Origin of the sequence: Microcystis sp. MC19, from assembly GCF_003019735.1 — a bacterium.
GTDB lineage: Bacteria > Cyanobacteriota > Cyanobacteriia > Cyanobacteriales > Microcystaceae > Microcystis.
In genome coordinates this window covers 2,131,240-2,145,081 of sequence record NZ_CP020664.1, presented here as the reverse complement: position 1 = coordinate 2,145,081, position 13,842 = coordinate 2,131,240, and the positions used below count along the sequence as shown (strand labels likewise).

Here is a 13,842-nt window from a genome sequence, read left to right as displayed (position 1 = left end):
CACTGGTAAAAATAGCGATTAACTGCGTTGAAACGAAAAACTCTATAAAACTGATAACTGATAACTGATAACTGATAACTGATAACTGATAACTGATAACTAATAACTGATAACTGATAACTGATATAAATTATGGCTCGTGTAATTGTGGTGACATCGGGAAAGGGAGGAGTCGGTAAAACGACGGTAACGGCGAACTTAGGTTCAGCCCTATCTCAATTAGGCTGTCGAGTCGCCCTTGTCGATGCCGATTTCGGACTAAGAAATCTCGATTTATTGTTAGGATTAGAACAGCGTATCGTTTATACTGCCCTCGATGTGGTGGCGGGAGATTGTAGCCTTGATAAAGCTTTAGTTAAGGATAAAAGACAGGAAAATCTGGTCTTATTACCAGCGGCACAAAATCGTACCAAAGAGGCAATTACTGCCGATCAAATGAAGGATTTAGTCGCCCAATTGTCAAAAAGTTATGACTATGTATTGATTGATTGCCCAGCAGGAATTGAAATGGGTTTTCGCAATGCGATCGCACCTGCCCAAGAAGCGATCATCGTTACTACCCCAGAAATGTCGGCGGTGAGAGATGCCGATCGGGTGGTGGGATTACTAGAAAGCGAGGATATTAAAAGTATCCGTCTGATTGTCAACCGGCTGCGGCCGGAAATGATTCAACTTAACCAGATGATCAGCGTCGAGGATATTCTCGACCTCTTGGTAATTCCCCTGTTGGGGATTATTCCCGACGATCAAAAAATTATTATTTCCACTAATAAAGGGGAACCATTAGTATTAGAGGAGAAGACCTCTCTCCCCGCCATGGCCTTTAGAAACATTGCCCAACGTTTACAGGGTCGCGATGTGCCGTTTCTAGATTTAATGGCTGGTCAGGAAGGTTTTCTTACTCGTCTGCGTCGTCGCTTATTTGGGCCCTAAACTCTCTCATCTCAACCCCTTAACCTACTATGAATGACCTGATCGATAAACTTCTCGCATGGCGAGGTTCGGGCAAAAGTGGCGACCAAGCTAAAAAACGTTTAAAACTTATTCTGGCCCATGATCGCGCCGATCTTAGTCCCGAAATTCTCAATATGATGCGTCAAGAAATCTTAGAAGTGGTCAGTCGTTATCTTGATATCGACACCGAGGAAACCGAGTTACTCCTAGAAAGTGACCAACGAACTACAGCCCTGATTGCTAATTTTCCGATTCGTCGGATCAAACGCCGTCCTTTAACCGAGAAATTGCCATGAAAACTACACCGATCGAGCTTTGTCTTAGTCTAGCGGTTAGTCCCTTCCTTCTCTCCTATCTAGCCCTGCGTTCCCTCAATCATTGGTTAATTGAATTGGGCCAGGAAAGTGAGGAAGTGTTTCGCGGCGATCGCTTACCCCTTCTCAATATTGCCGATCAGTTACCGGCAAACAGTGACCGATGATCTTTTCTGGAAAGAGTTACCAAGAAAAAAGTCCTTTTGCTCCTGAAAAGAGGCTAGGATAGTGAAATTTTTGTTAAAAATTGCAAAAAATGTGATTCTTTGGGATAAAATCTCATTTTTGACAAACCCTAAGAACTAATCATTTCAACAAAGTACATCCCGATATATCAGGGAACAGGGGATAGGGATTTAGGGAGATAGGGATTTAGGGAGATAGGGAAATTTCAGCTAAATTACCCACTGCCCCACTACCCCAACACCCAACACCCCACCCCACTCCTAACTCCTAACTCCTAACTCCTTTTCACTTTTTACTGAAATTATGAGCGTCCTTGTCCCCTCGACCGAAACCGAACAGGATATTTTCACCACTTCCAACCTGTTTCTGCAGCAAAGACTGAAATTAACCGAAGATTTATGGAAAGAAGTCTTGGTCTCCGAATGTGGTCAAGAATTAGTCGATTTACTGGAATTACTGCGCCATCTCTGTTCTGAGGAAGGACAAGTGACCGATGATAGTGCGGAAGCAACGATCGCCAAAATGATTGAAGACTTGGAACTAGGGGAAGCGATCAAAGTCACCCGCGCTTTTGCCCTCTATTTCCAGTTAATCAATATCATCGAACAACACTACGAACAAAGGGATCAGCAACTACTGCGACGGACGGTGATCGGGGAAGAAAACGAAAGTCCCAAGACAGACCCAACGCAAAAAAGCATTTTAGCCACCATTGTGGGGGCTGATTGGCTAGAAAAAACCCTGAACGGGTCCGATAATTCCAGCCCAAAATCGGGACTATTTCACTGGTTATTTCCCTATCTCAAACAGGTTAACGTCCCCCCCCAAGAAATCCAGCGTCTTCTCGATCAGTTAGATATTCGTCTGGTTTTCACAGCCCACCCCACGGAAATTGTCCGTCATACCATTCGCATTAAACAGCGCCGCATCTCGGGCATTCTCGAAAAACTCGACCAAGCAGAAGAAATCTTTCGCAGCATGGGGTTAACTAACTCCAGAGAAGCACAAACAGTCACCAAACAGTTAAAAGAAGAAATACGTTTTTGGTGGCGAACAGATGAACTACATCAATTTAAACCCACCGTCGTCGATGAGGTGGATTATGCCCTGCACTACTTCGATGAGGTTCTCTTCGATTCCCTACCCCAGTTAACCCTACGTCTGCAGCAAAGCCTACAATCCTCCTTTCCCCGTTTACAAGCGCCGAAAAATAACTTCTGTCGCTTCGGTTCTTGGGTGGGAGGGGATCGGGATGGCAATCCCTCCGTTACCCCCGAAGTCACCTGGAAAACCTGCTGTTATCAGCGCAATCTGGTTATTAAAAAATATCTCGATGCTATTCACGACCTGACCAGTATTTTAAGCGCCTCCCTGCACTGGTGTCACGTCTTGCCGGAGTTGCTGGACTCTCTAGACAGAGATAAACAGCAAATGCCCGAAATCTATAGCCAGTTGGCCATCCGCTACCGTCAGGAACCCTATCGCCTGAAATTGGCCTTTATTCAAAAACGTCTGGAAAATACCTGCGATCGCAATAACCGCCTCAATGACCCGGAAGAACGACAATTATTAACTAAACTCAACGAAACCAACATCTATCGCTCCGGTTCCGAGTTTTTAGCCGAATTAAAGCTATTACAGCGCAGTCTCTTGCAAACTGGTCTTTCCTGTCAAGAACTCGAGCAACTGATCGCCCAAGTAGAGATTTTTGGCTTTGTCCTGACTCAGTTAGATTTTCGGCAAGAATCCACCCGTCATGCCGAATGTATCGAAGAAATCGCCGCCTATCTCGGAGTTTTACCGAAACCCTATGGCAAATTAACCGAATCAGAAAAAATCGCCTGGTTAGTGGAGGAATTAAAAACCCGTCGGCCCCTAATTCCCCGGGAAATGCCCTTCTCGGAAAGAACCTGCGAAACCATTGAAACCCTGCGAGTTTTAAGAAGTCTGCAAGGGGAATTTGGTCTGGAAATCTGCCAAACCTACATTATCAGCATGACCAACGAGGCCAGCGATGTGCTAGAAGTGCTGTTATTAGCCCAAGAAGCCGGTTTATACGACCCCGCCACTAGCCGCAGTTCCCTCCGCATCGTTCCCCTCTTTGAAACCGTCGATGACCTCAAACACGCCCCCGGCATCATGCAGACTTTGTTTGAATTGCCCCTCTATCGGGCAGCCCTAGCCGGCGGTTACGACCATTTAGCGGCTTTAAACGGGGAGGAAGTGACCCCGGAACCGGCCATCCTCGAACCGAGTAATTTACAGGAGATTATGGTGGGTTACTCCGATAGTAACAAGGATTCCGGCTTTTTAAGCAGTAATTGGGAAATTCATAAGGCCCAGAAGGCTTTACAGAAAACCGCTAAACAATACGGCGTGGATCTACGTCTTTTTCATGGCCGGGGCGGTTCCGTCGGTCGCGGTGGTGGACCGGCCTACGCCGCTATCCTCGCCCAACCCCGGGGAACTATTAACGGTCGCATTAAAATCACGGAACAGGGCGAGGTTTTAGCCTCGAAATACTCCTTACCGGAATTGGCCTTGTATAACCTCGAAACGGCCGTAACGGCAGTCATACAGGCAAGTTTACTGGGCAGTGGTTTTGATGATCTCGAACCCTGGAATCGCATCATGGAGGACTTGGCCACCTGTTCACGGCAAACCTATCGCAGTTTGATTTATGAAGAACCGGACTTTTTAGACTTCTTTCTGTCCGTGACTCCCATTCCTGAAATTAGTCTTTTACAGATTAGTTCCCGACCAGCCCGCCGGAAAAGTGGTCAACAGGATTTAAGTACCCTGCGGGCAATTCCCTGGGTGTTTAGTTGGACCCAAACCCGTTTTCTTTTACCGGCTTGGTATGGTTTAGGGACAGCTTTACAGATGTTTCTCGATGATTCTCCTAACCGAAATTTGGAATTGTTACGCCATTTTTATCACAAGTGGCCTTTCTTCCAGATGGTGATTTCTAAGGCAGAAATGACTCTATCAAAGGTGGATCTACAGATGGCCTATCACTACGTCAGTGAACTTTCTAAACAGGAAGATCGAGAACGTTTTGAACGTCTGTTTGAAAGGATTAAAGAGGAATATAATCGCACTAGCGAGATTGTTCTCCAGATCACTGGCGAGAAACATTTATTAGATAATGATCCGAGTTTACAGCGCTCGGTGCAGTTACGCAACGGTTCGATCGTTCCCCTCGGTTTCCTACAGGTGTCTCTCCTGAAGCGTTTACGTCAATACAATAGTCAAGCTCAATCCGGTGTGATTCATTTCCGCTATTCTAAAGAGGAGTTATTAAGGGGTGCTTTAATGACGATTAATGGTATTGCCGCAGGGATGAGAAATACCGGTTGATTACAGATAATTAATGGTAGTTTTCGGGTGGTTATCTTGAAGGTAATCCACCCTATTTTTGTGATTTGTAAACTTTTTGTATAATTTCTACTAAGTTGTTATTTTTCAAGGGAAAATCACAGCTAAAATTGGGCATTTGAGTAACGCACAGAAAACGGGTTTCTCGGAGAAACCCGTTTTCTACTCATGCACTCATGCAAAAAGGGGAATAAATAATCAGTCTTTAATAACCAGATTTAGTATTACTTCCGATTTTATTACTCAATCCCCACCGGGAAGGATTCTACTGGTTAATATTACTATTATCTATTAACTAAAAATGAAGATTTTACTGCTAACGGTTGACAATTGATGAGCGACCCCGAAGAGAAGCAATTAAGCTCACCGGTGTGTCGGAAGATTAGAGATTGTGCCAAAATGGAAGCAGTGACCCAATGATTACAGGTAAATTGTCAAAAAAAGGATCGAGTAACCGTGACTGATACCAACCTAGATATACTATCCCTGACGGATCCAGCGATCGCAGGGATTCTGCAAAAAGAACTGCAACGTCAAAGAGATCACCTAGAATTAATCGCTAGTGAAAACTTTACCTCGGCTGCCGTCATGGCCGCCCAGGGTTCGGTTTTAACCAACAAATACGCAGAAGGACTGCCCAAAAAACGCTACTATGGCGGTTGCGAATACGTTGACGAAGCGGAACAATTAGCGATTGATCGGGTTAAACGACTATTTGGGGCAAACCACGCCAACGTACAACCCCACTCCGGGGCCCAAGCTAATTTCGCCGTTTTCCTGACCCTCTTGCAGCCAGGCGATACGATTATGGGCATGGATCTCTCCCACGGTGGTCATCTTACCCACGGTTCCCCCGTTAACGTTTCCGGGAAATGGTTCCGAGTGGTACAGTACGGAGTAAGTCCCGAAAGCGAACTCCTGGACTACGATCTCATCCTTGACATCGCCCGCAAAGAAAAACCAAAACTAATTATCTGTGGTTATTCTGCCTACTCGCGCCGGATTGATTTCGAGAAATTCCGCACCATCGCCGACGAAGTGGGGGCCTATCTGATGGCAGATATCGCTCATATTGCCGGTTTAGTGGCCACCGGTCATCATCCTAACCCTCTACCCCACTGTGATGTGGTCACTACCACCACTCACAAAACCCTGCGCGGTCCTAGGGGGGGGTTAATTATGACCAAAGACGAGGAATTAGGCAAAAAATTCGATAAATCCGTCTTCCCCGGTACCCAAGGCGGACCCCTAGAACACGTGATTGCGGCGAAAGCTGTGGCTTTTGGGGAGGCCCTGAAACCGGAGTTTAAAATCTATTCGGGCCAAGTAATCGCTAATGCCCAAGCTTTAGCCAGTCAGTTGAAAGCTAGAGGGATTAAAATTGTCACCGATGGTACGGATAATCACTTGATGTTACTCGATTTAAGATCCGTGGGCATGACCGGGAAAGAAGCCGATCGCCTGGTGAGTACCATTAATATTACCGCTAATAAAAACACTGTTCCCTTCGATCCCGAGTCTCCCTTTGTCACCAGTGGTCTGCGCTTGGGTTCCCCGGCTATGACCACCAGAGGACTAGGAGAAACGGAATTTATCGAGATTGGCAACATTATCGCCGATATTCTCCTTAATCCAGGTGATGAAGTCCTGAGAACTGCTTGCCGTCAACGGGTAGCCAAACTCTGTGAAAGCTTCCCCCTCTATCCCCATCTCCATATTTCCGTCCCCGCCTTGGCCTAAAAAGAGAGATAATAAAAGTTCATAATTGGCGATTGCCTGTCAGTTGCCAATTGTGAATTAAATCGCCCCCCAATTCCCATGTCCGGAGATTTATACTATCTAATTGCTTTTCTGATCGCCCATACCGTGGTACTTTGGAGTACCCCCCTCGTCAGAACCGTCGGACTGAAAAGCGGTTACGTCGATAAACCCAACGAAAGGAAGGTCCATGAAAAGCCTATGGTTCGACTGGGGGGAGTTTCGATTTTTGTCGGCGCTTTAACGGCCCTCCTGATCGTTTGGTGGTTGGGAGGGTTTGCTGGTTTAAAAAGCGATCGAGAATGGGAAGTGTGGGGCGTAACCCTAGGCGGTTTCGGCTTTTTCCTCATCGGTCTAGCGGATGATCTTTTTAATCTTTCGCCCCTCAATCGTCTGGTAATGCAGTTTAGCGTCGCTTTTCTAGCTTGGCAAGCTGGCGTTAGGATCGATTTCCTCTCTATTCCCTTCGGCGATTTATTACAAATTCATTGGCTAAGTTTACCAGTTACTCTCCTCTGGTTAGTGGGGATGGCTAATGCGATTAACTGGATTGACGGTTTAGATGGATTAGCGGCGGGGGTTTCGGGTATATCTGCCGTCGTGATTTTGATTGTAACTTTGGTGATGGGACAACCGGCCGCCGCTATTATCGCCGCCGCTTTAGCGGGTGGGGCCTTGGGTTTTCTGCGTTACAATTTTAACCCCGCCCAAATTTTTATGGGGGATGGTGGGGCTTATTTTATGGGTTTTACCCTGGCGGGTGTGGCGGTGATTGGATTGGCGAAAACTACTGCTGTGACTACTGTTGCCGTTACCGCCGTCCTATTACCCTATCTCATCCTCGCAGTTCCTCTCCTCGATATGTCCACGGTGATTATTTCCCGTCTCAAACGCGGAAAATCCCCTTTTGTGGCTGATAAACGTCATTTACACCATCGTTTACTGAAAGCGGGTATCTCTCACCGTCTGACAGTATTATTTATCTACGCCCTAACTCTCTGGGTGGGCAGTTTAGCCCTCGGTTTCTCCAATGTTCCCAGTGGTTGGGGTTTTGCCTTTGGCGCGACTCTCCTCCTCGGTTACGTCGGTTGGCAAGTCTGGCGCAATCGTGGCAGTGAACCCTAATCCATCTTAAACTCGGCACGAGGCTCTTCTAGGTTCTGTGTGATAAGTTTAATTGACATAGGATCGATCGATCTTTGTGTCCTTTGTGTCTTTGTGGTTCGTTCCACCCCCTCGCTCTTGAGAAATGTATCTTAGAATACATTTTACCCACCAAAGCTGGGAGAGCCGGCACGATAACTCTGGGAGTTTAGCAAATGTCTAACGAAACTGTAACTTATTTCCTTGAAACGGTCTTGACAACCGAGAGTTAGACTAATCATAAGTACCTAAGCAAAATTAATTACACATATCTAAACACCTCTTGCCTCTTGCCTCTTGCCTATCTTCACTAGGAAATTAATTTTGCACGACTACTTATCATCCAAAGTTTAGGATAACGGGTCAGTTCAACCGTTATCTGTAAATATTCTCGTTTTCAAGGTTTAATTGGGCAATAGCTCCATCAATTAAATCACAGCCCTCCCCCAGGGATTCGATGCGCGAAAACCGCTCGCGCCAAAGTGCCGCACCGGTAAAATCCTGACAATACCAAGCCAGATGTTTCCGCGCTTGCCAAATACCGCGTTGTCCCTTATATAGCCATAGCCCCTGTAAATGCTCTTTAGCTAGGCTTAACAGGTCAATAGAGGTGGGTTTCGGCAAATTTTTGCCTGTTTTGAGGTAATAATCGATTTCCCCCACCAAATAGGGATAACCGAGGGTTCCCCGCGAACACATCACCCCATCGGCCCGGGTAAATTCCAAACAATTAATCGCCGCTTCCACAGAAACAATATCACCATTAGCAATGACAGGAATTGATAAAACCTCCTTCACCCGTTTAATCCATTGCCAATCGGCCGGCCCGTGATAACCCTGTTCCCTAGTGCGTGCGTGCAGGGTCAACATTTGCGCTCCCGCATCTTCTAAACGACGGGCAAAATCGATAATATTAATCTCCTGAGCGTTCCATCCCAAGCGAGTTTTCACCGTTACTGGCACCGATACCGCTCCCACCACTTCCCTAACAATTTGCTCGGCAATTTCTGGCTGTCGTAAAAGCGAAGAACCGCCGCCTTTTTTAGTAATTTTATTAACAGGACAACCCATATTAATATCGATGGTCATCGCTCCTTCTTTAACCGCTTTTTTCGCCGCCACAGCCATAAAATCGGGACGGCAATCAAATAACTGCATACTAATTGGTTGTTCTTTGTCCCCGATAACCATCAATTGCGGTAACTCTTGCAGCTGGGAGATTTCTGTTGCATTAACCATCTCCGTATAGAGCATCGAATCAGGAGCAAAGCGTCTCACCAGGCGCCGAAAAACTAAATCGGTGACACCGGATAAAGGTGATTGCAAGACGCGGCTATGCACTTCTAAGTTACCGATTTTGAGAGGGGATGAGTAGATAGCCATAGGAAAGGTTAAAAAATCAACAGCCAACACCAGCAAACCGAACAATTAGGGGATAGTTCCGTCACTGTTAGCATTTTGCCAACCCCTAATATATGGTTAACCGTCAACTTCTAGTCTAAAACTACCTGTATGATGATTGGAGAGGATAGAATCCTATCTCCCCTAAACGAGTAATTAAACAAAAATTTCGCTTTTTTTTATGGATAATCTGCAACTCTGGCAACGTTACCAAGATTGGTTATACTATCACCCTAACCTAGAACTTTATCTCGATGTCAGTCGGATTCCCTTTGATGAGGCTTTTCTCAAAGGTCTAGAAGCAAAATTTGAGCGCGCTTTCCAAGATATGGCAGCTTTAGAACAGGGTGCGATCGCCAATCCCGACGAACAGCGTATGGTCGGCCACTACTGGCTGCGCGCTCCTGAACTCGCTCCTAACCAGGAACTGCGGGACGAAATCACCGAACCCATAGCACAGATCAAAGAATTTGTCAAGAAAATTCACTCCGGAGCGATTAAGCCACCCAATCGGGCAAAATTTAGCCATATTCTCTGTGTCGGCATCGGGGGGTCTGCTTTGGGTCCCCAATTCGTTGCCGAGGCTCTATCCCCCCTTAATCCCCCCTTAGAGATTGCTTTTATTGATAATACCGACCCTAAAGGCATCGATCGCACCTTAGCCCATTTACCCCTAGCTACCACCCTGGTTATCGTCACCAGTAAATCCGGCGGCACTCCCGAAGCGAGAAACGGAATGTTAGAAGTCCGCAACGCTTACGAAAAACAAGATTTAGACTTTCCGCCACACGCGGTCGCCGTCACTATGCCTGGTAGCCAACTGGACAAATACGCCCAAGATTGGCTAACTCGTTTCCCCATGCAGGATTGGGTCGGTGGTCGTACATCAGAACTATCCGCCGTCGGTCTTCTCCCGGCCGCTTTGCAGGGTATCGACATCGATGAAATGTTAGCCGGGGCCAAAGAAATGGACATCGCCACCCGCGTCCACAACCTGAAAAAAAATCCTAGCGCCCTACTGGCTCTAGCTTGGTATCATGAGGGCAACGGCAAGGGAGAGAAAGATATGGTGATTCTGCCCTACAAAGACAGTCTCTATCTCTTTAGCCGCTATCTGCAACAATTGGTCATGGAGTCCCTCGGTAAAGAAAAAGACCTCGAGGGCAATAAGGTGTACCAAGGTATCGCCGTCTATGGTAACAAAGGTTCCACAGACCAACACGCCTACGTCCAACAATTACGCGAAGGGATTCCCAATTTCTTCGCTACTTTTATTGAAGTGTTAAAAGACCGACAAGGAGATTCCATGGAAGTGGAAACCGGCTCCACTGCCGGTGATTTTCTCTCAGGATTACTGCAAGGTACTCGACAAGCTTTATACGAAAATAGTCGTCACTCTATCACTATCACTATCCCAGAGGTTACTCCCCGTCAGGTAGGAGCTTTAATTGCCCTCTACGAACGGGCCGTTAGTTTCTATGCTAGTTTAGTTAATATTAACGCCTACCATCAACCCGGGGTAGAAGCAGGGAAAAAAGCCGCCGCTTCTATTCTGGATTTACAAAGAAAAATCGTGCAAGTTGTTCGGGAAACGGGAACTGCTCTCGACTTAGCCACTCTAGCGGCCAAAATCAGCGCTAGTGACCAAGTTGAAGCTATCTATAAAATCGTCCGTCATCTCCACGCTAATCAGCGCAGTTTAACTATTACTGGCGATTTAAGCAAACCGGAAACGATCCAAATCTCTGCACGCTAATCAGTTATCAGTTATCAGTTATCAGTTATCAGTTATCAGTTATCAGTTATCAGTTATCAGTTATCAGTTATCAGTTATCAGATGTAAGTTTTAAGTTTTAAGTTAATTAGTTATTTAGTTATTTATTTATTTATTTATCTTCATCTTTATCCCTGTTTACTGTTTACTTTTCACTGTTTACTGTTTACTGATCACTGTTTACTGTTTACTGATCACTGAATGTAACTAACCATGGAAATGCTCGAAAACCTGAAAATGGCTTTTTCCGCTTTGATGGGCAATAAACTGCGTAGTGGTCTGACTATGCTAGGAATTGCTATCGGTAACGCCTCCGTCATTGCCCTAGTGGGAGTGGGTGAAGGAGCGCAAAAAGTCGCCCTCGAGCAGTTTGAAGCTCTCGGTCCGAATGTTTTATTTGTTTCCACCTCCTCGCGCAATGTCCGGCGGACAATTCCTAATCCCCGGCCCCTCACCTACGAAGATGCCCAAGCGATCGCATCTCAAGTTCCCGCCATTGCCGCCATTTCTCCCGAATTGAGCGGTAAAAAAATCTTATCCTTCGGTAATAGAACCAGTAATAGCCCCCTGATTGGGGTGGGAGCCGAGTACCTAAACGTGCGTAACCGTCAACTATCTAAAGGTAGATTTATTATGGAATCTGACCTGAAACGGGATAATCGCGTGATTGTCTTGGGAGCGGAATTAGCTAAAAATCTCTTTGGTAATCGCAATCCCGTCGGCGAAAATCTTCGCATCGGCGATCTTAGTTTTCAAGTTATTGGAGTTTTACAGGCGAAAGGCTCCTTATTTGAGGCTAATCAGGACGATCGAGCCTTAATTCCCCTAACTACCATGTCTAATCAGGTTCAAGGGCGCAATTCTATCTTTGGCATTCCCCTGACTCATATTTCTGTCTTGGCTAAAAACTCCGCCCAAATTAAGGCCGCCCAGTTTCAGATTAGCAACCTGCTGCAAATGCGTCATCAGGTCAGTGACGAGAATTATGTGCAGATTTTCCCCCAAACCGCAGTCTTAGAAATGACCAAAGAGACTAACGAGAGTTTAACTAGAATGTTAGCCTCGATCGCCAGTATATCCCTTTTTGTCGGGGGAATCGGTGTCATGAATATTATGCTCGTGTCAGTCACGGAAAGAACCCAAGAAATCGGGTTAAGAAAGGCTTTAGGAGCGAAAGAAGGGGATATAAAAGGTCAATTTCTGATTGAATCGGTGATTTTAGCCACCACGGGCGGAATTATCGGGATTTTTGTCGGCATTCAAGGAATGTATCTAGCGGGAATTTTTGCCGCTCTAACCACCAGTATCTCAATCCCTGCCATAATTCTCGCTTTAGGAGTTTCCAGTGCCATCGGTCTAATTTTCGGTGTTGTTCCCGCTCATCGTGCCGCTAAATTGGATCCAATCGTTGCTTTGAGAAGATTATAGTTTTTCTAGGTCTTGTCCTGACCTCGGTATTCTATACCAGCATCCGTTGCCGTAAATCCCTCCGCTTGCGCTAATATTTGCAGATTATGGGCTATGGAGGCGAAAGAATCGGCGGGATATTCGATCAAAGTGGCGGAATCGAGAAAAGTTTCCACTCCCACGGGACAACCCAAATAATCAGCCACCGCTTTTGGGGTAGTAGAACCGAGGAGAATAGTTCCCGATTGTCTCAAAGAAGATAGCTTTTGCCAAGGCTCATCGATCATCAAAGATAAATGGGTAGGAGCAAAAAGATTCGATAATTCGATCGCTTTCTCCAATGACTCCACCACCACGATTAAACCATAATGAGCGATCGCTTTTTCCGTCAACAATCTCTGGGGATGTACCTGTAACTGTTTTTGCACTTCTTCCTGTACTATTAGGGCTAAAGCCTTATCCGTCGTCAATAAAATCGCAGCCGCTAGGGAATACTGTTCCGCTTGCGCTAATAGGTCTAGGGCCAACTGTCTGGGATTAGCTTGACTATCGGCAATAATAACCAAATCAGAAGTAATAGAGAGATAATCGATTTTTACATGGTCAGAAACCAGTTTTTTAGCCAAATTAGTGTAAAAATCACCTATTCCTGCAATCATCTCCACGGGGGCGATCGTTTTTGTGCCGTAGGCTAAAGCGGCGATCGCCTGTGGTCCAGCCACCCGATAAATCTCACTAATACCCACCGATTGGGCCGCCACTAAAATCGCCGGATGGATGCGTAAATCCTCATCGGCGGGAGATACCATGACAATGCGTTTAACCCCCGCTATTTTGGCAGGAATCGCCTGTTGGAGCAATAAACTGAGATAGGCCCGTTTACCATCGGGAACAACAATTCCCACACTGTTAATCGGTTGATAACGTTTCCCCCGAACCGTACCATCCTCAGGAAACTGTACCCAAGCTTTGGGGAGACGCTGACGGTGAAAAGCCTCCATTTTTGCACAGGCAACAGCGATCGCATTTAATAAATCCTGGGACACCTGTTGATAAGCGGCATCCAGTTCCGAGCCACTCACCTTAAGTTGTTGTAGATTAAGGGACTGTTGGTAGAATTTTTCTGTGTAATCCACCAACGAGCGATCGCCAGTAAGTCGCACCTGATCGACAATCTCTCGGACAAGCGATTCTTTTTCCCGAATTTCCGGATCGTCGAACCGTTCCCGAATTCGTCTCAGTTCCGTTCTGGCTGACCATGGCTCTGTGATAATTCGCAACATCGAGCTATTATCCTCTAGGGGCGAAACGAGATTAAAAAGTTTTCACTCCTCACACTCTAGCTTATCGCTTTCAATCTTGGCCGGGGAGGGAGACGAAGTCGGTTAATTTAGCCGTCGGTAGGTAGGAGTCAGGAGTCAGGAGATAGGAGTCGGGAGTCAGGAGTCAGGAGATAGGAGATAGCAGATTATTTTATTTATTCTCCCCACACCCCACACCCCAATTCATAATTCATAATTCATAATT

At 46.2% G+C, this 13,842-nt stretch carries 10 protein-coding genes; 8 read left to right on the top strand and 2 right to left on the bottom strand.

All coding sequences use genetic code 11. The annotated features are described in order from the left end of the window. Positions 1-132: 132 nt before the first annotated feature. The 6 genes from minD to B5D77_RS10925 all read left to right on the top strand — a co-directional run bounded on the left by minD (position 133) and on the right by B5D77_RS10925 (position 7,715). Entirely contained in the window at positions 133-933 is an 801-nt protein-coding gene (gene minD / locus B5D77_RS10955) for a septum site-determining protein MinD (RefSeq protein WP_008203116.1), read from the top strand. Between the two features lie 29 nt (positions 934-962). Further along, positions 963-1,250 carry a cell division topological specificity factor MinE gene (gene minE / locus B5D77_RS10950; RefSeq protein WP_002764792.1) on the top strand — a complete coding sequence of 96 codons (288 nt, stop codon included), beginning with the start codon at positions 963-965 and terminating at the stop codon, positions 1,248-1,250. Continuing rightward, a complete protein-coding gene (locus B5D77_RS10945; protein ID WP_008203121.1) occupies positions 1,247-1,435 on the top strand; it encodes a hypothetical protein in 189 nt (62 codons plus the stop codon). Before minE ends, B5D77_RS10945 begins: the two co-directional genes overlap by 4 nt. A 322-nt stretch (positions 1,436-1,757) precedes the next feature. After that, entirely contained in the window at positions 1,758-4,814 is a 3,057-nt protein-coding gene (gene ppc / locus B5D77_RS10935) for a phosphoenolpyruvate carboxylase (protein ID WP_008203123.1), read from the top strand. A 474-nt stretch (positions 4,815-5,288) separates the two neighbouring features. Further along, positions 5,289-6,572, top strand: a complete 1,284-nt coding sequence (glyA, locus tag B5D77_RS10930; protein WP_008203125.1) for a serine hydroxymethyltransferase — start codon at positions 5,289-5,291, stop codon at positions 6,570-6,572. A 78-nt stretch (positions 6,573-6,650) separates the two neighbouring features. After that, positions 6,651-7,715, top strand: coding sequence for a glycosyltransferase family 4 protein (locus tag B5D77_RS10925; protein ID WP_008203127.1), 1,065 nt, complete (start codon positions 6,651-6,653; stop codon positions 7,713-7,715). Positions 7,716-8,108: 393 nt separating this feature from the next. Here the strand turns inward: B5D77_RS10925 and dusB are convergent, their stop codons facing one another. Continuing rightward, positions 8,109-9,116: a tRNA dihydrouridine synthase DusB gene (dusB, locus tag B5D77_RS10920; RefSeq protein ID WP_008203129.1), complete on the bottom strand. Its 1,008-nt coding sequence runs from the start codon at positions 9,114-9,116 to the stop codon at positions 8,109-8,111. 199 nt (positions 9,117-9,315) lie between these two features. Between dusB and B5D77_RS10915 the strand changes: the two genes are divergently transcribed. Further along, the gene (locus B5D77_RS10915) at positions 9,316-10,890 is read left to right on the top strand and encodes a glucose-6-phosphate isomerase (protein ID WP_106908820.1); all 1,575 of its coding nucleotides are present in this window, start codon (positions 9,316-9,318) and stop codon (positions 10,888-10,890) included. Between the two features lie 231 nt (positions 10,891-11,121). Then, positions 11,122-12,336 carry an ABC transporter permease gene (locus tag B5D77_RS10910; protein ID WP_008203405.1) on the top strand — a complete coding sequence of 405 codons (1,215 nt, stop codon included), beginning with the start codon at positions 11,122-11,124 and terminating at the stop codon, positions 12,334-12,336. A 5-nt stretch (positions 12,337-12,341) separates the two neighbouring features. Here B5D77_RS10910 and hisD read toward each other — a convergent pair whose 3' ends face one another. Then, positions 12,342-13,598 carry a histidinol dehydrogenase gene (gene hisD, locus B5D77_RS10905; RefSeq protein WP_008203407.1) on the bottom strand — a complete coding sequence of 419 codons (1,257 nt, stop codon included), beginning with the start codon at positions 13,596-13,598 and terminating at the stop codon, positions 12,342-12,344. Between the last annotated feature and the right edge of the window lie 244 nt (positions 13,599-13,842).